Genomic DNA, 19,575 nt, shown 5'->3' on the forward strand with positions numbered 1-19,575 from the left:
GACGGCGCGATGCGCAGACTGCCGCGACCACTCTGGCCGAACGGCCGCGAGGGGTGGCCCGTGCAGGTCATCGAGAGTTGATGACCTGCACGGGCCACCCCTCGCGCCGGGAGACTGGCAGCCGGCGTCAGCGCAGACTGATCCAGATCGTCTTGGTCTCGGTGTACTGCGCGAAGGCCTCCAGGCCGTTGTCCCGGCCGCCGAAGCCGGACTGCTTGTAGCCGCCGAAGGGCGTGGTGATGTCGCCCTCGGAGTAGCCGTTGACGGCCACCGTCCCGGCGCGCACGGACCGGGCCAGGCGCAGGGCCTCGTCGATGTCGCGGGACCACACGGTGGCCGCGAGTCCGTACTCGGAGTCGTTGGCGATGCGGATCGCGTCGTCCAGGTCCCGGAACGGCAGCACGACGACCACGGGGCCGAAGATCTCCTCGCGGGCGACCGCCATGTCCTCGGTGACATCGGTGAGCACCGTGGGCGGGTAGAACCAGCCGCCGGTCTCCGCCAGCACACGTTCGCCCCCGGTGCGCGCGGTCGCCCCGGCGGCCACGGCGTCGTCCACGTATCGGGCGACCCGCTCCACCGCGGCCTCCTCGATCAGCGGGCCGACGGTCGTCCCCGGGTCCTGCGGATCCCCGACCACGCCGGCCTCGGCGGCCTGGGCGAGGTGGCCGATGAACTCGTCGGCGATGCCCGCATCCACCAGGATCCGCGATCCGGCGGAGCAGTTCTGGCCCGTGTTGCCGAAGGCGGCCTCCGCGAGGTCCTCCGCGACGGCCTGCAGGCGGTCTGCGTTGTCGGCCGTGACGATCTGCGGGCTCTTGCCGCCCATCTCCAGCACGACGTTCTTGAGGTTGGAATCGGCCGAGTAGCGCAGGAACTCGCGGCCGATCTCGTTGGAGCCGGTGAAGCTGATGACATCGACGTCCATGTGCAGCCCCAGGGCCTTGCCGGCGACGTGCCCGAGGCCGGGGACGACGTTGAGCGCGCCCGCCGGGACCCCGGCCTGCGCGGCGAGCTCGGCGAAGCGCAGGGTGCTCAGGGTCGTGAGCTCCGGGGGCTTGACCACGACGGAGTTGCCCGCGGCCAGTGCCGGGCCCAGCTTCCAGGCCAGCATGGACAGCGGGAAGTTCCACGGCAGGACCGCGCCGACCACGCCGATCGGCTCGTGGACGACCATCCCGACGGCGCCGTCGCCGGCGGGAGTCGTGGTGCCGAACAGCTTGTCGGCCGCCTCGGCATACCACCGCAGCGTCGCGATCGTGTCCGGCAGGTCGAACTCGCGGCAGTCGGTGATGGGCTTGCCGGCATCGAGGGACTCGATCTGTGCCAGCTCCTCGGCATGCTCTTCGAGCAGTCCGACGAGGCGCAGCAGGATCCTGCCGCGCTCCGAAGGATGCAGGCGGCTCCAGGTGCCCGCCTCGAATGCTCGACGGGCGGCGGCGACGGCGGCATCCACGTCCTGCTCGCCGCAGGCCGCGATCTCGGCGAGGGCCTTCCCCGTGGCGGGGTCGTGGGTCGTGAAGGTCTCGGCCCCGGCCGCGGGGGCGAAGGACCCGTCGATGAAGGCCTCGGTGCGGATGGAGCTCGGCAGCGTGCTCGTCATGGCGGTCCTCTCGCGGGATGACGGCGGCCCCGGGGATCTCGTCGGGGCCGGGACAGGGACGACGCACCTGGAGGATGCGTCGTGGATCACAATCGTAATCTGTGATCACAGTGCCGACAAGGCGTGCTCGGCCGGCTCCGCGGCCGCCGCATGCGACCGGAGCAGTGCGGTGGACGGCATACCATCGAGGCCATGGCATTGAACAAGCTGCAGCCCAGCGTCCTGGTCGCGGATCAGGTCTTCGACGCCATCCACGACGGCATCATGAGCGGCGATCTGCCCGCGGGGCACCGGCTGCTGATCCGGGATCTGGCCGCCGAGCTGGGGACGAGCGTCATGCCCGTCCGGGAGGCGATCCGCCGTCTCGAGGAGGCCGGCCTGGCCGAGAAGTCGCCCTACAAGGGGGCCGTGGTCAAGGGCCTGACGCGCGATGACCTCCTGCAGATCTACGACGTCCGGCTCGTCCTGGAGGCTCAGGCCGCCCGCGCGGGTGCGGAGCGGATCGCCGATCAGTCCGTCGAGCTGATGCGCCGGCTCCATCGCGAGATGCTCGAGGCCCTCGAGGAGCAGCGGGTCGCGGACATGCTGGATCGGGACGAGGAGCTGCTCGCGGTGCTGTTCTCCGCGGCCGGCAACGAGGTGCTGCTCGAGATGATCCGGATGCTCTGGCGGCGCTGCCGTCCGTACAAGCTCGTCGGAGCGCGCAGGACGCTGGACGAGGGCGGCGCCGACCTCCTGTCGCGGTATCAGGACCAGCTCATCGACGCCGCCGCCCGGCGGGACGCGGACGCGGCAGCCCGCATCAGCGACGAGTCGCTGCTCAGCGCCGCGCAGCGCATCCGCGCCGCCCTCCCCGGGCCGGTCGCAGGCTCCTGAGGATCGCGGGGCCGGAGGCCCTGCTGCGTCGACGGCGCGGACCTGTCATCAGCGACTCCTGGTATCGGCTCCGCCTCTTGAACGATGTGATCTGCATCATATGATCGACTGATACATCAGTCGTCCGCGCAGCGGCAGACCACGTGATCGGAGCCGACATGTCGGAAGCATCCCCCGCAGAGAGCTCCCTCACGACCGTCGAACGGGGCGGCGCGCTGCGCGTGCTGACCTACGGCGACGCGATCCTGGCCTTCCTCATCGGGTCGGGATTCGCGACGGGGCAGGAGATCCTGCAGTACTTCACGGCCTACGGCTGGTGGGGCATCCTCGGCACGGGACTGCTGGTGCTCGTGCTCATCACCTTCGTGTCGGTCTCGTTCTTCACCGTGGGCCACCAGGAGCGGTTCGACCGGCCGTCGAAGATCTTCTCGTACTACTGCGGACCGCGCCTGGGCGCCTTCTTCGACTGGTTCTCGATCCTCTTCGTGTTCCTGAGCTTCACCGTGATGGTCTCGGGAGCCGGCGCCGTGTTCCAGGAGCACTACGGGCTCTCCCGCTACCTCGGCGGGATCGCCCTGGCCGTGGCGGTCGGGGTGACGGTGCTCTTCGGCCTGCGCAGCCTGGTGGACGTCATCGGCAAGATCGGCCCGCTGATCGTGGTCGTGGCCGTCCTGCTGGGGATCATCGGGGTGGTCCGCAGCCCGGGCGGCCTGGCTCACGGTGCGCAGATCCTCCCGCAGCTGGACGTCACGCAGGCGTCGTCGAACTGGTTCCTGGCCGGGCTGTCCTACGTGGGCTTCTGCATGCTCTGGCTCGCGGCCTTCCTCACGGCGCTCGGCGCAGGGGCGGCCAGCAGGTCCGAGGCGCGCAGCGGCGCCGTCCTCGGCAGCGTGTGCTTCGCACTGGCGTGCATGATCGTGGGGCTGGGGCTGCTCGCCAACATCGAGCTGGTCGCGGGGACCGAGATCCCCATGCTGGTGCTGGCCGGGGAGGTCCACCCGGTGCTCGCCTCGGGCATCTCGGTGATGATCCTGGCGGGCATCTACACCACGGCGATCCCTCTGCTGTGGACGGTGTCCTCGCGCTTCTGCGCGGACGGCACGCCGCGGTTCAAGCAGCTGACGCTCGCACTGGCCGCCCTGGGGACCCTCGTCGGCCTCGTGCTGCCGTTCTCGAAGATGGTCAACCTCGTCTACGTGATCAACGGCTACGTGGGGATCGTGCTGCTGGTCATGATGATCGTGACCCCGCTCGTGCGCCGAGTGCGCCGCGGCTCCCGCGGCTGACCGGTCGGCCCTGCTCTCCGTCGGTCCGGGGTCACGGGGGCGGAGCTAGATCACTCGGCGGATGGCTTCGTCGAAGTGGTTGATGTGCTCGAGCGACAGCCGGGCGGCGCGCTCGGCCTCGCCGGAGAGGACCGCCTCCAGCAGACCGGTGTGCTCGCGCACGTGGCCGGTGAGCTCGGGCAGCCGGTGGGCGACCGTGCACCAGATGCGCGTCACGAGGTTGTCCAGGCGGACCAGGGACTCCTCGAGGTGGTGATTGCCCGCCGCGCGGTAGATCAGGCGGTGGACCGCCATGTCCTGGGCCATGACGTCGTGGAAGGGCGTGTCCTCCGCGAGTCCCTCCACCGCGCTCCGGGCGAGGTCGAGGGTCGTGCGCAGCTCGTCATCGCCCGGGGCCGCCCGGGCCGCTGCCGCGGCCGCGGCGGGCTCCAGGAGCCGACGGACCTCCGAGGCCGAGGCCAGCTCGGCGATCTCCACCGGTGTGGCGAACGTTCCGCGCCGAGGGTAGGTCTTCACGAGGTGATCGGCCTCGAGCCGCTTGAGCGCTTCGCGCACCGGTGTGCGCCCGAGCCCGAGCTGCTCCATGAGCTGCGCCTCGCGGATCGGCTCCCCGGGCGCGATGTCGAGCACGATCAGCTGATCGCGCAGGGTCCGGTAGGCCCATTCGGCGCGGGTGGGCTCAGAGGGCGCGGGGTTCGATGGCATGGGGATCCTCGGTGGGGCGGGCACTGATCCGTTGACGCCGTGTGATCCGGATCATAGAGTGGCGGCACTCTGATATATCAGACGTCTGCTGCGCGCCCCGCCGATTCCCGACGCGGCGCGCGAGCTGCCGGCATCATCGCAGAACGGAGCCCGCCGATGGCCGACCTGCTGCCCGAGCACCCCGAGTTCCTGTGGCGCGATCCCGAGCCGAAGCCGTCGTACGACGTCGTGATCGTCGGCGGCGGCGGCCACGGGCTGGCCACGGCCTACTACCTGGCCTCCCGGCACGGCATCGCGAATGTGGCGGTGCTCGAGAAGGGCTGGCTGGCCGGCGGCAACATGGCCCGCAACACGACGATCATCCGCTCCAACTACCTGTGGGACGAGTCCGCGGCGATGTACGAGCACTCCCTCCGGCTGTGGGAGGGCCTGCCGGAGGAGCTCGACTACGACTTCCTGTTCTCCCAGCGCGGCGTGCTGAATCTGGCCCACACGCTGGGCGACGTCCGCGAGTCCATGCGCCGGGTCAACGCCAACCGCCTCAACGGCATCGACGCAGAGTGGGTCTCCCCGGAGCAGGTCGAGGAGCTCTGCCCGATCATCAATATCGACGACGACCTGCGCTACCCGGTCATGGGGGCGACGTACCAGCCGCGCGCCGGCATCGCCAAGCACGATCACGTCGCGTGGGCCTTCGCCCGCAAGTGCGACGAGCTGGGCGTCGACATCATCCAGAACTGCCGGGTGACGGGGTTCCGCAAGGGCGGCGAGCGCGTGACGGCAGTGGAGACCGACCGCGGCACGATCCATGCCGACCGGGTGGCCCTGTGCGGGGCGGGGCACTCCTCGGAGCTCGCGGAGATGGCGGGGTTCCGCCTGCCCATCCAGTCCCACCCGCTGCAGGCCCTCGTCTCGGAGCTGCACGAGCCTGTCCATCCGACCGTCGTGATGTCGAACCACGTGCACGTCTACGTCTCCCAGGCGCACAAGGGGGAGCTGGTCATGGGAGCCGGGGTGGACGCCTACAACGGCTTCGGCCAGCGCGGGGCCTTCCACGTGATCGAGGAGCAGATGGCGGCCGCCGTCGAGCTGTTCCCCATCTTCAGCCGCGCGCACGTGCTGCGCACCTGGGGCGGGATCGTCGACGTGACCCTGGACGCCTCGCCGATCGTGTCCAAGACCCCCGTCGAGCACCTGTACGTCAACTGCGGGTGGGGCACCGGCGGCTTCAAGGGCACGCCCGGAGCGGGATTCGCGCTCGCGCACACCATCGCCCACGACGAGCCCCACGAGCTCAACCGACCGTTCTCGCTCGAGCGCTTCGAGACCGGCGTGCTCATCGACGAGCACGGCGCCGCAGCCGTCGCGCACTGACCCGCCCACGTCCCCCGTCACCCCGCACGCTCTCCAGGAGGCCCACCGTGCTGCTGATCGAGTGCCCCTACTGCGGTCCCCGCGAGGAGACCGAGTACGCGTACGGCCGCGAGGCCCACGTCCCGTATCCCGAGGACCCGTTCCAGCTGGATGACCGCCAGTGGGCCGAGTACCTCTTCTACCGCAGCAACACCCGCGGCGCTCTGGCCGAGCGGTGGGTGCACACCGCGGGGTGCCGCCGCTGGTTCAACGTCGTGCGCGACACCGAGACCTACGAGATCCGCGCCGTCTACCCGATCGGCGCCGACCGGCCCGTCGAAGGAGGCGCCCGATGAGCGTCCAGCCCCGCCGGCTCCCGGCCGACCGCGTTCCCGCGCCGGCCCTGGATCGGGATGCGCCGCTGAGGTTCTCGATCGACGGCCGCGAGCTGACCGGCTGCGCCGGGGACACCCTGGCCTCCGCGCTGCTGGCCCACGGCGAGATCGCGTGCGGCGATTCCATGTATCTGGGCCGCCCGCGCGGCATCCTCAGCGCCGGGGTCGAGGAGCCCAATGCGCTGGTGCGGATCGCCGCGCGCCGGCCCGAGGACGTCGCGGAGTCCATGCTCCCCGCGACCGCGGTCGAGCTGACGGACGGCCTGGAGGCCGCCTGGCTCAGCGGGCTCGGCCGGCTCGACCCGGACAGGGACGAGGCCCACTACGACCACATGAACATCCACGCCGACGTCGTGGTCGTCGGCGCGGGACCGTCCGGGCTGGCGGCGGCCCGCGAGGCCGCCCGCTCCGAGGCGCGCGTGGTGCTGATCGACGAGCGCTCGCGGCTCGGCGGGTCCCTGCTCTCCGAGCGCGACGTCGAGATCGACGGGATGCCGGCCCACGAGTGGATCGACCGGACCAGAGCCGAGCTCGACGCCGCCGCCGAGACGCTCGTGCTGGAGCGCACCACGGCCTTCGGCTGCTACGACGGCAACTACGTCACCGCCCTGCAGCGGCGCACGGATCACCTGGCCGAGGACCCGGGGCCGGGGGTCTCGCGCGAGCGCACCTGGCACATCCGCGCCCGCCAGGTCGTGCTGGCCACCGGAGCTCACGAGCGGCCCGTCGTCTTCGCCGACAACGACCGCCCGGGCATCATGCTGGGCTCGGCGGTGCGCGCGTACCTCAACCGGTGGGCCGTCGCCGTCGGCGAGCGACCGGTCGTCCTCGCGACCGACGACTCGGCCTACGACCTGGTCGCCGACCTGACGGCGGCCGGACTGCCGGTGGCCGGCATCGTGGACTCCCGCACGCGGCTCGGCGACCGCCCGGCCGAGGTCGCCGCTGCCGCGGGGGTCGAGGTCCGCACCGGCAGCGCGGTCATCGGCACCTCCGGCGATGGCCCGGGCGGGCGGCTCAGCGCCGTGACCGTCAGCGCGATCGACGACGAGGGCCGCCCCGTGGGTGCGACCGAGATCCTGGAGACCGATCTGCTGGCCGTGGCCGGGGGCTGGAGCCCGGTGGTGCACCTGCACAGCCAGCGCCAGGGGAAGCTGAGCTGGGATGCGCAGCTGGCCGGGTTCGTCCCGTCGTCGCCCGTGGAGGACCAGCAGGTGATCGGGATGCTCGCGGGCACCCGCGATCTGGCCGGCTGCCTGAGCGCCGGGGCGGCCGCGGGCGCCGAGGCCGCACGGCGGAGCGGATTCCCGGTGCAGCCCCGGGACGTGCAGGCGGAGGCCCGCGTCTGCGATCCCGCTCGCCCGCTGTGGCTGGTCCCGTCCTCCGCAGGAGCCGACGACGACTGGCGGCGCCACTTCGTGGACCTGCAGCGCGACCAGACCGCGGCGGACATCCTGCGCGCCACGGGCGCGGGCATGCGATCGGTCGAGCACATCAAGCGCTACACGTCGATCTCCACCGCGAACGACCAGGGCAAGACGAGCGCGGTCACCGCGATCGGCGTGATCTCCGCGGTCCTGCAGGACCCGGACATCGGCGGGATCGGCACCACGACCTACCGCGCGCCGTACACGCCGGTGGCCTTCGCCGCGCTGGCGGGGCGCCGGCGCGGCCCGATGCTCGACGCCGCCCGCGTGACCTCGATCCATCCCTGGCACGTCGAGCACGGGGCGGAGTTCGAGGACGTGGGGCAGTGGAAGCGGCCCTGGTACTACCCGCAGCCCGGCGAGGACATGGACGCGGCGGTGCTGCGCGAGTGCGCGGCGGTGCGCGAGTCCGTCGGGTTCATGGATGCGACCACCCTGGGGAAGATCGAGATCCGCGGCGCGGATGCGGGGGAGTTCCTCAACCGCATCTACACCAATGCCTTCAAGAAGCTGGCCCCGGGCAAGGGCCGCTACGGCGTCATGTGCCACCCGGACGGGATGGTCTTCGACGACGGCGTGACGCTGCGCCTCGACGAGCAGCGCTACCTCATGACCACGACGACGGGCGGCGCAGCCGACGTGCTGAACTGGCTCGAGGAGTGGTCGCAGACCGAGTGGCCGGAGCTGGACGTGGTGTTCACCTCCGTCACGGAGCAGTTCACCACCATCGCCGTCGCCGGGCCCAGATCGCGCGAGGTGATCGCCCGGATGGCCCCGGACCTCGACGTCTCCCAGGAGGCCTTCGCGTTCATGGAGTTCCGCGACACCGCCCTGGCCTCGGGGATCCCCGCGCGTATCTGCCGCATCTCCTTCTCCGGCGAGCTCGCCTTCGAGATCAACGTCTCCGGCTGGTACGGCCTGAGGGTCTGGGAGGACGTCGCCCGGGCCGGAGCGGAGTTCGGGATCACCCCCTACGGAACCGAGACCATGCACGTGCTGCGGGCCGAGAAGGCCTTCCCGATCATCGGACAGGACACGGACGGCACCGTGACCCCGCAGGACCTGGGGATGTCCTGGGCCGTGTCGAAGAAGAAGGACTTCATCGGCAACCGCTCGTTCTACCGGCAGGACACCGCCCGCGAGGACCGGAAGCACCTGGTCGCGGTCCTGCCCGTCGATCCGACGACGAGGATCCCGGAGGGCGCCCAGCTCGTCGAGGCCGGGACCCCCATCACGCCCGAGGAGGGGCCTGTGCCGATGATCGGGCACGTCACCTCGGCCTATCGCAGCGCCGCACTGGGGCGCACGTTCGGGCTGGCCCTGGTGGCGAACGGCCGCAGCCGCATCGGCGAGACCCTCCGGGCCCCGCTCGTCGATCGGACGATCGACGTCGTCGTGGCCGAGCCCGTCCTCTACGACCCCGAAGGGAAGCGCCGAGATGGCTGAGACCGCCGACATCGACATCGCGGGCCTGCGCCGCAGCCCGCTGCAGGGCCTGGAGCCGGAGATGGCCGCGGCCGCCGTGTCGGGCGAGCGCGGGGTCGCCCTCCGGGAGGTGCCGTTCCAGACGCTGATCGCCCTGCGGGTGACGCCCGGCAGCGAGGCCGCCGCGGCCGTGGAGTCCGAGCTCGGCGTCGGGCTGCCGGGCGGCTGCGGCGAGGTCACGGGATCGCTCGAGGAGACCTCGGTCCTGTGGAACGGGCCCGATGACTTCACGGTCGTCCGCCCCGATGCCATGGCCGCGGGCGGGCCGCCGCCGGAGGAGCGGACCGCTCGGCTGGCGCAGATCCTGGTCGATCGCCAGGCCCGCGGCCAGGCCGTCGACGTCTCGGCGAACCGCACCACGATCGAGGTCTCCGGGCCGTCGGCGCGCACCGTGCTGGACAAGGGCTGCCGCATGGACCTGCATCCGCGGGCGTTCCCGGTGGGACATGCCGTGTCCACCAACCTCGGGGTCGTCCAGGTCCTCCTGTGGCGCACGGGGGAGCACACCTGGCGGATCATGCCGCGGTCGTCCTTCGCGGAGCACACCGCACGGTGGATCATGGACGGCATGGCCGAGTTCGCGGCGGATCCGGTGGCCTGAGGCTGCTCGGCGCGGCAGGCGCGCGGCAGCGGGTCCAGGCCCCTTCCCGCTCCGACGGCGGACCGGCATCCCGGCGACGGAGCAGAGGAGGCCCCGATGACACGCAGCCTGGACATGGAGTGGCTCGACGACCTGGGCCCGGAGCCCGGGCAGCCGCCCGAGGATCCGTCGGGCCCGTCCCTCGACGCGGCGCGCGCGGTGCTCAGCGAGTCGGCCGTGCAGTGGGGCGTCCAGGAGGCCCGCCGGATCGCCGAGGAGGTGGTCGCAGAGCTCAGCGGCGACGTCGCCGCCAGCCACGCGGCCGAGACCGGGCTCGAGACCGCCGCGTGCATCGCCTCGATGCTGACCACGCTCCGATGCCTGCGCTCCGGGGACGACGTCGCATCGACCCCGGATGAGGCGATGCGCCACGTCCGCGCGGCCTTCCATCGGGGGGCCGAGCTCTCGGCCGTCCTGCGGCTCGTGTGGGCGCACCACTCCAAGGTCCAGCAGCGGCTGCTGCGGGAGCTGCAGGCCCACGGACGGCCGGAGATGGACGGTGCGGCCCTCGAGCAGCTCCACGGCTGGATCAGCGGCATCCTCGACGCCTACGTCTCCGAGATGGTGGCCGGCTTCGAGCAGGAGCGGCTCAACTGGGAGGGCGGATCCCCCGCTCGGCGGCGCGAGCTGATCGAGGCCCTCGTCGCCGGCGAGCCGCTGCCCGCGGACGCCGAGCAGCGCCTGGGCATGCGCCTGGGCGGCCACCACGCCGCGATCGCGATCGAGACCGCCGATGCGGTCCCCGACGACGACCGGGCCGGGAGGATGCGAGCCCTCGGGCCGCGGGTCTCGGCGCGGCTGGGGGCTGCCGGAGGCTTCGTCCAGGCGATGGACACCGGGGTCCTGCTGTGCTGGACCTTCTCCTCGGCACCGCCCGACGACATCGTGGCGCAGGCGGGGGAGGCTGTGCGCGAGCTGGAGCAGCGGGAGCGCATGATCCTGTGCGCGGGACCCGTGGGGCGGGGACCCGAGGGGCTGCGCGCTGCGATGCGCGGCGCCCTGGAGGTGCGCGACGTGGTCCGGCATCCGGCCTTCCGCTCGGACGAGGGGAGCAGGCGGGTCGAGCTGCTGCGTCACGACGAGATCGCCGTCGTGGGCCTCCTGCTGCAGGATCCCCGGCGGCTGCGCCGCTTCGTGCACGAGACGCTGGGTGCGCTCGCGGCCGACTCGGCCAGGAGCGCCGACGTCCGGGCCACGCTGCTCCGGTACCTGCTCGCCGGCGGCAGCCGGAAGGCGGCCGCCGAGGCGCTGCACATCGCGCCGAACACCGTGGCCTACCGAGTGCAGAAGGCCGAGCGGCTGCTGGGCCGGCCGGCCCAGCAGGACCCGCTGCCCACGCTGCTGGCGCTGCAGGCCGCGCAGATCCTGCCCGGGCTGCTGCCGGAGGCCGTGGACGGCCCCTGAGCCCGGACGGGAGCGCAGAATTCCGCCTTTGGTGCCCGAGCGCAGATCAGCCTCCGATATCGGGCGGCGGGAGGCAAGAATCCCGGCCGTCTCGGCCCCGAGACTGGTGCGACAGCGCGTCCGTATGGCGCGCGTCACCATCAGGATCGGAGGGCGACGATGTCCGGAACGCAGCAGCCCGGCGCACCCGGGAGCGGATCCCCGTCGGAGGCGGCGCTCCGGCAGGCCGTCGAGGAGCTCGTCGAGCTGCTCGGCGAGGAGGCGGTGCTGCGCGACGACGCGCAGATCGAGGAGTTCCGGGACCCGTACGCTCCGAGCGACCAGCTCGGGGCCGCGCCGTCGTGCGTCGTGCAGCCGGAGAGCACGGAGCAGGTCCAGGGGGTCGTGCGCATCGCCGCGGTCCATGACATCCCGCTGTGGACCTCCTCGACGGGCCGCAACTACGGCTACGGCGGCTCGGCTCCGGTGATCGACGGGTCCGTCGTGGTGAGCCTCCGGCGGATGAACCGGATCCTGGAGATCGACGACACGGCCGGCGTCGCCCTGGTCGAGCCCGGCGTGCGGTTCTTCGATCTGTACGAGGCCCTGCGCGCCGGAGGCCATCGGCTGTGGGTCTCCGTGCCGGATCTCGGCTGGGGATCCGTGACCGGCAACGCTCTGGAGCACGGCTACGGCTACACGGTCAACGGCGACAACGCCTCGGCGATCTGCGGCATGGAGGTCGTGCTGGCCGATGGCCAGATCGTGCGCACCGGTCTGGGCGCGGTCCCGGACAGCCCGATGTGGAACCGGCACAAGCGAGGATTCGGCCCGTCGCTGGACTCGCTGTTCATGCAGTCGAACTACGGGATCGTGACGAAGGTCGGCGTGTGGCTCATGCCGCAGCCCGAGTCGTTCACGACCGGCTCGATCATCTGCTCGGACCGCAGCGGCCTCGCGGCGATGATCGATGCCCTGCAGCCGCTCGTGCTGGACGGGACCATCCAGGGGCTGCCGCTCATCACGTCCTCGCCCGAGCCCCCGGAGGGCCGCCGCGCCGATCCGTGGGACGACACCTCCGGCGGGTCCAAGGCCCTGCGGCTGTCGGCCACGCTCCCGCCGGGACGCTTCAACGCGCGGATCGCCTTCTACGGCGCCCCGGAGATCAACGACGCGCGCGAAGCCGTGGTCCGCCGGGCCGTCGATGGGATCCCGGGTCTGACCGTCGAGCTGCGGACCTATCCCGGGGACGTCGCGGCGGAGAACGTCCAGCCGCTCGACCTGGTGCCGGCGGGGATCCCGAACATGTTCCTGCTCGACATGATGCACCAGCACTTCGGCACGAATCTGGGCCACATCGACTTCTCGCCGGTGCTGCCCTTCGACGGGCAGGCCGCCGAGCAGCACGAGGCCGCCGCCCAGGAGATCCTCGCCGAGGAGGGGCTGGTGGCCGGATTCGGCTGGATCGCGACCCCGCGCTCCCTGGTAGGGGCGTGCATGGTCTTCTACGACACCGCCGATGCGCAGGAGGCCGCCGCGGCCCGGCGGGCGGTGCGGCGGCTGATCGAGTGGGCCGCACGGCGCGGCTGGAGCGAGTACCGCGCGCACCCCTCCCTGATCGACGACGTCGTGGCCCACCACTCGTACAACGACCACGCGCAGCACCGGCTCTACGACCGGCTCAAGGATGCGCTCGACCCGGCGGGAATCCTCTCACCCGGCAATCACGGCATCTGGGGCAGCGCCGCCCGGCGCTGACCCGGCCTGCACCCTCCGACGACACGACCACACCCCTGAGGCAAGGAGAGCATCATGTGGGAGACCGACAACAAGTTCCTCAACGGCCCGTTCACCCCGTGGCACGAGGAGACCGAGGCCTTCGACCTGGAGGTCATCGGCACGATCCCGGCGGACCTGGACGGCGCGCTGTTCCGCACCGGGTCCAATCCGCGCTTCAAGCCGCGCAATGCGGAGCGCTACCACTGGTTCGAGGGCGACGGCATGGTCTACGCCGTGTACCTGCGCGATGGGAAGGCCGCCTACCGCAACCGGTACGTCATGACCGACGCGCTGAAGGTCGAGATGGAGGCCGGGGAGGCGATCTACTCCGGCTTCGTCAACGGCGGCACCCCGGGCGCGCTGCCGGAGGGCGCCCCGCCCATGAAGAACGTCCCGAACACGAACGTCGGGGTCCTGGCAGATCGGCTGCTCGTGTTCTTCGAGGGCGGGCTCCCGCACCAGATGGATCCGCAGTCGCTCGAGACGCGCGGCACCTACGACTTCCGCGGCGACGTCACGCGCACCTGCACGGCGCACTACAAGATCGACCCGGACACCGGAAACATGCTGTTCTTCTCCTACGTCGGCAGCGAGATCACCTGGTTCGAGGCCGACCGCCACGGCCGGGTCCTGGACAGCTTCACGTTCACCACGAGCGCCCCGTCGATGTTCCACGATTTCGCCGTGACGAAGAACCACGCGATCTTCTTCGTCACCCCGGGGCTGTTCCTGGCACCGAACATCGGGCAGGGCAAGCCGGGCCTGGTCTGGGACCCGTCCGCGACCCAGCACGGCGTCGAGATCGTCACGATGCACCGCCGGACCCATGAGGTGAACACATACCGCGTGGACGAGACCTTCTTCCCGACCCACTTCTTCAACGCCTACGAGAAGGGATCGGAGATCGTCATCGACGCCCCGCGCATCGAGGAGCGCTTCGGAACGCCGGCGGATCGGATCAACCGGCCCGTCGACTCGCACGAGTGGTTCATGGACGCCATCCCGTGGCGCTGGACGATCGACACCGCTGCGCGACGGGTCACCCACAGCCCCATCAGCCACACTGCCGGGGAGTTCCCGGCGATCAACCCGAACCTGGTGGGCCAGGAGCACTCCTACGGCTACTTCGTCACCACCCGCGGGGCGAGCCCGGACACCATGAGCGACGGACTGGCCAAGACCGACCTGCGGCGTGGGACCGTGACCGTCATCGAGGGCCTGGACGACCTCACGAACCCGTCCGAGCCGATCTTCGTGCCGCGGGAGGGCGGCGCGGAGGACGAGGGCTACCTCCTGACCATCTGGTGGAACCGCCAGAGCGAGCTCTCCGAGATGTGCATCCACGACACGGAGGACTTCACGCAGACCCCGCTGGCGCGCATCAAGCTGCCCGGCCGCGTCCCCTTCGGCTTCCACGGGTCCTGGTCCGGACGGGACCGCATCGAGGAGTCGCTGGCGGTCCTCGCCGGCGAGCCGCAGGCCTGACGCGGGCACAGCCCCGGAACCCCCACAGCACATCGAACAGGAGCATCACATGACCACCCCAGCACAGGATCCGTCGGCGACCTTCGCCGGCAAGCCCATCGGCCTGCAGTGCATCGGCGGCGCATGGCGCGACGGCAGCTCGGGACGGGCCCGGGAGATCATCAACCCGTACGACGACTCCGTCGTGGCCACGATCGTCCAGGCCGACGCCGCGGATCTCGACGAGGCCTGCACCGCTGCGGAAGCGGCGCAGGCCGAGTGGGCCTCGCGCGCGCCCTCCGAGCGGGCCGCGGTGCTGCGCCGGGCGGCGGAGCTGCTGGAGCAGCGCCGCGAGGAGATCGCCGAGTGGCTGATCCGCGAGTCCGGCTCGACCCGGATCAAGGCCGGGATCGAGATCTCCCTGGCGGCGGGCATCACGACCGAGGCGGCCTCGTTCCCCTCGCGGGTCCACGGGACCATCCATCCTTCGAACACCCCGAACCGGGAGATGCGGGTCTACCGGGAGCCGGTGGGCGTGGTCGGCGTCATCAGCCCCTGGAACTTCCCGCTGCATCTGTCCCAGCGCTCGGTCGCCCCGGCCCTGGCTGTGGGCAATGCGGTGGTGATCAAGCCGGCCAGCGACACTCCCATCACGGGCGGGCTGCTGCTGGCCCGGATCTTCGAGGAGGCCGGGCTGCCGAAGGGCGTCCTGTCGGTCGTCGTCGGCTCCGGATCGGAGATCGGCGATGCGTTCGTGACCCATCGCGTGCCCCGGCTGATCTCCTTCACCGGCTCGACCCCGGTCGGGCAGAACGTGGGGCGCAATGCGGTCAGCGGGGACCACCTGAAGAAGGTCTCCCTCGAGCTCGGCGGCAACGCGCCTCTGGTGGTCCTGGACGATGCGGACATCCCTGCCGCGGTGGAGGCCGCGGTGACCGGGTCGTTCCTGCACTCGGGTCAGATCTGCATGGCCGTGAACCGGATCATCGTCCAGGACGAGGTGCACGACGAGTTCGTCGGCCGCTTCGTCGAGGCCGCCCGCGGCGTCGCCTACGGCGATCCCTCGGACGAGGCCACCCTGGTCGGGCCGGTGGTCAACGACTCGCAGCTGGAGGGTCTGCGGGCCAAGATCGACGGTGCGCTCAAGGCCGGCGCCGAGCAGGCGGTCGGCGGGCAGATCCAGGGCCGGGTCGTGCCGCCGCACGTGTTCACGGGCGTGAGCGCGGAGATGGAGATCGCTCGTGAGGAGATCTTCGGGCCGCTGGTCGGGGTGCTGCGCGCTCGGGACGAGGAGCACGCTCTCGAGCTGGCCAATGATCACGAGTTCGGTCTGTCCTCGGCGGTGTTCACGCAGGATCTGGATCGGGGCGTGCGCTTCGCGCGGCGGCTGAAGGCGGGCATGAGCTTCGTCAACGAGATGACGGTCCAGGACGAGGCGCATGTGGCCTTCGGCGGCGAGCGCAATTCGGGTCTGGGCCGCTTCAACGGCGAGTGGGCCATCGAGGAGTTCACGACCGCGCACACGGTCGGCGTCACCCGGCTCTGAGCCGCGAGGCATGCAGCGGCCCTCCGCACCTGCAGGTGCGGAGGGCCGCTGCATGTCCGTCGAGCCCGGGGTGCCGGGGCTGCTCCGTTGACGCGCCCCGACAGGGGCCTGTGACGGCGCCGGCCCCTCGGCAGCACCGCGGCGCTGCCGAGGGGCCGGCGGAGGACCGAGCCGCTGGGGTCAGTTGCTCGTGTCGGGGTCGCGGTCCTGGTCGTCGGTCATGGCGCCGACGCCCTCGTCGGCCGGCTCCTGGGCCTCGGACATCTCCTGGATGTTGCGGGCCTCCTCGACGGCGTCGTCGGCGCCGCCGGTCAGGGCCGGATCGGAATCCTGATTGCGAGGTGACATGGGTGCTCTCCTTGCCTCGAGACGAAGTCCTGCCGTGCGTGCTCAGCGTACTCGCGCGGGCCCGTGAATGGTGGGCTGGGACACCCTCACCACGCCCGCGCCGCGCCGCCCCCGCCGCGAACGGTCTCGGCGGCCGCCACCAGCCCGCGGGGCTCCCGCGCGATGCCCGAGGCGTTGCCGATCCAGTCGTCGGCCTCGCGCGGGGCGAGCTGGTGCCCGAGCCCCCGGAGCCCGGCGCCGGCGGGGGAGGCGTCGAGCCCGAGATCGGTCTCCTCGCCGTCGGAGGAGTTGCGGGAGCTGAGTCGGGCGGCGGCGATCGCTTCGACCAGCGGCAGACCGCGCTCGAAGCAGCCGGCGATGATCTGCGCCACGGAGGTGATGATCGTGGCGCCGCCCGGCGTCCCCACGCTCAGGCGCAGGCCGGCGGCGTCGGTCAGGATCGTGGGGGCCATGGATGAGCGCGGCCGCTTACCCGGGCCGGGCAGATTGGGATCGGGCACCCCGGGCGTGACGGGCACGAAGTCGAAGTCCGTGAGCTCGTTGTTCAGCAGGAACCCGTGACCGGGAACCGTGATCCCCGAGCCGCCGGTCTGCTCGATCGTCAGCGTGTACGACACGGCATTGCCCCAGCGGTCGACCACGTTGAGGTGCGTCGTGGACATGCCCTCGTACGGCTCGGGCTGAGCGGCGCCCATGGCCGCGGGCTGCGCGTAGTCCCCGTCGGGAACGCCGAAGGGGACCGGACGGGGCTGGGACGACGACGGCCGCAGCAGACGAGCGCGCTCGGCTGCGAAGCCCGCGCCGAGCAGCTCGGCGTAGGGCACCTCCGGGACATCGCCGACCCAGCGGTTGCGATCGGCGAAGGCCGTCGCACAGGCCTCAGAGAAGCGATGCAGGTAATCGGTCTCGCCCAGCTGCGCCAGGCCGATGCCGGTGCTGAGCTCGTACTGCTCGAGCAGGTTCAGGATCTCGCCCACGGCCGCGCCGCCGGAGCTCGAACCGGCCATGCCGAACACGGTCATCCCGCGGTACGCGCTCACGGTCGGAGCTCGCAGGATCGGAGCGTAGGAGGCGAGGTCGGCGGCTGTCATGGGGCTGCCCCCGACCTCGTGGCCGGGCGCGGTCGTGGGGCGGTTCGCCTCGGCCAGCAGGGCGGCTCCTACGGATCCCCGGTAGAAGACGTCCGTGCCGTGCTGCCGCAGCAGTCGGTACACGTCGGCGAGGTCGGGGTTGACGAAGGTGCTTCCCACGGGAGGGGCCTCCCCGTCGCGCAGGAACACCCGGGCGGTCTCCGGGAAGCGGGAGAAGCGCTCGGCATTCTCGGCGGTCTGGTCGTGGAAGTTCTGATCCACGACGAAGCCCGCCAGAGCGAGCTGCTCGGCGGGCAGCAGGAGGGACGCGAGCGGGAGCGTGCCGAAGCGCTGGGCGGCCAGGGCCCACGTGGCGGGGGTGCCGGGGACGCCGATCGAGAGCCCGGAGCTCACGACGGCGTCGAAGTCGAGCTCCGCACCCGCCCCGTCCGTGAACTGGGCCTCCGTGAAGCTCATGGGCGCGGTCTCGCGGCCGTCGATCGTGTGCACCAGCCCCGTGGCGGCCTCGCGGAAGACCAGGTAGCCGCCTCCGCCGATGCCGCACGAGTACGGCTCGGTGACCCCGAGCGCGGCGGCCACGGCGATCGCGGCATCCACTGCGTTGCCGCCCTGCTGCAGGATCCTCAGCCCGATCTCGCTGGCATAGGGGTCGACGCTGGCGACGGCCGCCGTGGTCCCGACCGCCTCGTTCGCCTTCGGCGGCTCCGGAACCGGGCCGCCCACCGGGGACGCCGGGGCGGGACCACCCGGGCCGGGCGCGGCCGCGATGGCCTGGCCCGCGCCGAGCGCGCCGGCGCCGAGCGCCGCCCCGGCCGCGAGGGCCGCTCGTCGGGTGACTCGTCCGATGCTGTCCTGCGCCATGTCCGCCTCCGCTGCTCGTGCACTCGTCGAGTGTGACGCATGACACGGTACGCCTGGTCGCCGAGCCTCGGTATCGTCAGCGGCGGCGGTCCTGCCGCGCCAGCAGCAGGGCGCAGATCAGTCCCAGGGCGATCCACAGCCCCGTCAGGCCGAGCACGCCGGCCCATCCCGCGCTGCTCCAGATGCGAGTGGACAGCGTCCCGGAGACCGAGCTGCCCGCGTAGTAGAAGATCAGGTACAGGCTCGAGGCCCTCGCGGTGTCCATCCCGCTGCGGTGCGCTCCGTCCACGGCCCATCCGCTGCACACGGAGTGCGCGGCGAAGAACGCGAAGGTCAGCAGCCCGAGCCCGGCCAGGACCGGCAGCACGGCATCGGGCGTCGTCAGCGCGGCGCCCGCGGCCATCCCGCCCATGCCCGCGGCGACGGCCAGGGGTCGGCCGGCCCGCTCCGCGAGCCGGCGGGAGAAGGCGGGAGCGAGCAGCCCCGCGGGATAGGCCAGGTAGAGCACGGCGGCCTGCTCCGGGGTCATCGAGAACGGCTCGGCCTCCAGGCGCAGCGAGACCGCGTTGTAGAGGCCCACGAACACGGCCATGGCGGCGAAGCCCAGTCCGCACACCAGGGCGATCCTGCCGCTGCGCAGGAGCCCGAACGTCCCGGTGACGATGTCGCCGACCGAGAACGGGGAGCGCGACGGGCGGTCCCCGGGAAGCAGGAGCACGACGGCGGCTCCCACGAGGATCGAGAACATCCCCAGCACGAGCGTCACGAGCTGCCAGCCCCCGAGCCCGGCCAGCGGCCCGGGCAGCAGCCGGCCGGCGGCTCCGCCCAGTCCCGTGCCCATGATGTAGACGGCATTGGCCTTGGCGTGGGCGGAGGAGGCCACCTTCTCGCGCAGGTAGGCCAGGGCGATCGCCGGCAGGCCGGCCAGGGCGACGCCGGCGGCCGCGCGCAGGACGAGGAAGGTCTCCCAGCTCGGGGCGACGGCGCAGACGGCGCTGAGCGCCCCCGAGACGATGAGCGAGCCGGCCATCACCCAGATGCGCCCCAGGTGATCCGCCAGGGGCCCGGCCATGAGCAGGCCGAGGATCATGGCCGTCGTCGTGGCGGACAGTGCGGTGCCCGTGGCGCCCTCGTCCACGCCGAACGCGCCCGCGAGCTCGGGCAGCAGCGGCTGCACGAAGTAGATCAGCGCGAAGTTCGCCAGACCGCCCAGGGACAGCACGGCCAGCACGCGCCGATAGCCGGCCGATCCCGCGGGGAAGCCCTCCTCGGGGCGGCTCACCGACATCCGATCATTCGCCTCCATTGTGACGCCGCGCCGTCATGCGGCGGC

General features: G+C 71.8%; 15 protein-coding genes. 10 read left to right on the forward strand and 5 right to left on the reverse strand.

All coding sequences use genetic code 11. From position 1 onward, the window contains the following. Positions 1-127 precede the first annotated feature (127 nt). Positions 128-1,603, reverse strand: coding sequence for an aldehyde dehydrogenase (locus tag FSY66_RS05960; protein ID WP_144792251.1), 1,476 nt, complete (start codon positions 1,601-1,603; stop codon positions 128-130). Positions 1,604-1,795: 192 nt separating this feature from the next. On the opposite strand from FSY66_RS05960, the gene FSY66_RS05965 reads away from it, so the two are divergent. Then, on the forward strand, positions 1,796-2,479 hold the full coding sequence (locus tag FSY66_RS05965; RefSeq protein WP_144792253.1) for a GntR family transcriptional regulator: 684 nt from the start codon (positions 1,796-1,798) through the stop codon (positions 2,477-2,479). Positions 2,480-2,637: 158 nt separating this feature from the next. Then, positions 2,638-3,765, forward strand: coding sequence for a YkvI family membrane protein (locus tag FSY66_RS05970; RefSeq protein ID WP_144792255.1), 1,128 nt, complete (start codon positions 2,638-2,640; stop codon positions 3,763-3,765). Between the two features lie 45 nt (positions 3,766-3,810). On the opposite strand, the gene FSY66_RS05975 is transcribed toward FSY66_RS05970, so the two are convergent. Further along, a complete protein-coding gene (locus tag FSY66_RS05975) occupies positions 3,811-4,470 on the reverse strand; it encodes a GntR family transcriptional regulator (protein ID WP_144792257.1) in 660 nt (219 codons plus the stop codon). 156 nt (positions 4,471-4,626) lie between these two features. Here FSY66_RS05975 and FSY66_RS05980 point away from each other — a divergent pair, with 156 nt between their 5' ends. The 8 genes from FSY66_RS05980 to FSY66_RS06015 all read left to right on the forward strand — a co-directional run bounded on the left by FSY66_RS05980 (position 4,627) and on the right by FSY66_RS06015 (position 15,942). Further along, a complete protein-coding gene (locus FSY66_RS05980) occupies positions 4,627-5,844 on the forward strand; it encodes a sarcosine oxidase subunit beta family protein (protein WP_144792259.1) in 1,218 nt (405 codons plus the stop codon). A 47-nt stretch (positions 5,845-5,891) separates the two neighbouring features. Then, positions 5,892-6,179: a sarcosine oxidase subunit delta gene (locus FSY66_RS05985; RefSeq protein ID WP_144792261.1), complete on the forward strand. Its 288-nt coding sequence runs from the start codon at positions 5,892-5,894 to the stop codon at positions 6,177-6,179. Continuing rightward, positions 6,176-9,091, forward strand: a complete 2,916-nt coding sequence (locus FSY66_RS05990; RefSeq protein ID WP_144792263.1) for a 2Fe-2S iron-sulfur cluster-binding protein — start codon at positions 6,176-6,178, stop codon at positions 9,089-9,091. Before FSY66_RS05985 ends, FSY66_RS05990 begins: the two co-directional genes overlap by 4 nt. After that, positions 9,084-9,731 carry a sarcosine oxidase subunit gamma gene (locus FSY66_RS05995; protein WP_144792265.1) on the forward strand — a complete coding sequence of 216 codons (648 nt, stop codon included), beginning with the start codon at positions 9,084-9,086 and terminating at the stop codon, positions 9,729-9,731. The genes FSY66_RS05990 and FSY66_RS05995 overlap by 8 nt, the downstream gene beginning before the upstream one ends. 96 nt (positions 9,732-9,827) lie before the next feature. Continuing rightward, positions 9,828-11,174 carry a PucR family transcriptional regulator gene (locus FSY66_RS06000; protein WP_144792267.1) on the forward strand — a complete coding sequence of 449 codons (1,347 nt, stop codon included), beginning with the start codon at positions 9,828-9,830 and terminating at the stop codon, positions 11,172-11,174. 159 nt (positions 11,175-11,333) lie between these two features. Beyond that, complete coding sequence (locus tag FSY66_RS06005; RefSeq protein ID WP_144792269.1) at positions 11,334-12,911, forward strand: FAD-binding oxidoreductase; 1,578 nt, start codon at positions 11,334-11,336, stop codon at positions 12,909-12,911. 54 nt (positions 12,912-12,965) lie between these two features. Further along, positions 12,966-14,417: a carotenoid oxygenase family protein gene (locus FSY66_RS06010; protein ID WP_222115515.1), complete on the forward strand. Its 1,452-nt coding sequence runs from the start codon at positions 12,966-12,968 to the stop codon at positions 14,415-14,417. Between the two features lie 49 nt (positions 14,418-14,466). Beyond that, positions 14,467-15,942, forward strand: a complete 1,476-nt coding sequence (locus tag FSY66_RS06015; RefSeq protein WP_144792273.1) for an aldehyde dehydrogenase family protein — start codon at positions 14,467-14,469, stop codon at positions 15,940-15,942. 180 nt (positions 15,943-16,122) lie between these two features. Here the strand turns inward: FSY66_RS06015 and FSY66_RS12545 are convergent, their stop codons facing one another. The 3 genes from FSY66_RS12545 to FSY66_RS06025 all read right to left on the reverse strand — a co-directional run bounded on the left by FSY66_RS12545 (position 16,123) and on the right by FSY66_RS06025 (position 19,530). Beyond that, positions 16,123-16,290 (reverse strand): hypothetical protein, encoded by a 168-nt coding sequence (locus FSY66_RS12545; protein ID WP_186304456.1) that lies wholly within the window; start codon positions 16,288-16,290, stop codon positions 16,123-16,125. An 86-nt stretch (positions 16,291-16,376) separates the two neighbouring features. Then, positions 16,377-18,242 (reverse strand): gamma-glutamyltransferase, encoded by a 1,866-nt coding sequence (gene ggt / locus FSY66_RS06020; RefSeq protein ID WP_144792275.1) that lies wholly within the window; start codon positions 18,240-18,242, stop codon positions 16,377-16,379. A 76-nt stretch (positions 18,243-18,318) separates the two neighbouring features. Next, positions 18,319-19,530 (reverse strand): MFS transporter, encoded by a 1,212-nt coding sequence (locus tag FSY66_RS06025; RefSeq protein WP_144792279.1) that lies wholly within the window; start codon positions 19,528-19,530, stop codon positions 18,319-18,321. Between the last annotated feature and the right edge of the window lie 45 nt (positions 19,531-19,575).

It is taken from the genome of Kocuria palustris, from assembly GCF_007666205.1.
Lineage (GTDB): Bacteria > Actinomycetota > Actinomycetes > Actinomycetales > Micrococcaceae > Kocuria > Kocuria palustris_A.

Coding starts and splice junctions, on each gene's coding strand:
- FSY66_RS05975 (WP_144792257.1), bottom strand. CDS start 4,470: ATGCCATCGAACCCCGCGCCCTCTGAGCCCACCCGCGCCGAATGGGCC.
- FSY66_RS05965 (WP_144792253.1), top strand. CDS start 1,796: ATGGCATTGAACAAGCTGCAGCCCAGCGTCCTGGTCGCGGATCAGGTC.
- FSY66_RS06025 (WP_144792279.1), bottom strand. CDS start 19,530: ATGTCGGTGAGCCGCCCCGAGGAGGGCTTCCCCGCGGGATCGGCCGGC.
- FSY66_RS05995 (WP_144792265.1), top strand. CDS start 9,084: ATGGCTGAGACCGCCGACATCGACATCGCGGGCCTGCGCCGCAGCCCG.
- FSY66_RS05960 (WP_144792251.1), bottom strand. CDS start 1,603: ATGACGAGCACGCTGCCGAGCTCCATCCGCACCGAGGCCTTCATCGAC.
- FSY66_RS05980 (WP_144792259.1), top strand. CDS start 4,627: ATGGCCGACCTGCTGCCCGAGCACCCCGAGTTCCTGTGGCGCGATCCC.
- FSY66_RS06000 (WP_144792267.1), top strand. CDS start 9,828: ATGACACGCAGCCTGGACATGGAGTGGCTCGACGACCTGGGCCCGGAG.
- FSY66_RS06010 (WP_222115515.1), top strand. CDS start 12,966: ATGTGGGAGACCGACAACAAGTTCCTCAACGGCCCGTTCACCCCGTGG.
- FSY66_RS12545 (WP_186304456.1), bottom strand. CDS start 16,290: ATGTCACCTCGCAATCAGGATTCCGATCCGGCCCTGACCGGCGGCGCC.
- ggt (WP_144792275.1), bottom strand. CDS start 18,242: ATGGCGCAGGACAGCATCGGACGAGTCACCCGACGAGCGGCCCTCGCG.
- FSY66_RS06005 (WP_144792269.1), top strand. CDS start 11,334: ATGTCCGGAACGCAGCAGCCCGGCGCACCCGGGAGCGGATCCCCGTCG.
- FSY66_RS06015 (WP_144792273.1), top strand. CDS start 14,467: ATGACCACCCCAGCACAGGATCCGTCGGCGACCTTCGCCGGCAAGCCC.
- FSY66_RS05990 (WP_144792263.1), top strand. CDS start 6,176: ATGAGCGTCCAGCCCCGCCGGCTCCCGGCCGACCGCGTTCCCGCGCCG.
- FSY66_RS05970 (WP_144792255.1), top strand. CDS start 2,638: ATGTCGGAAGCATCCCCCGCAGAGAGCTCCCTCACGACCGTCGAACGG.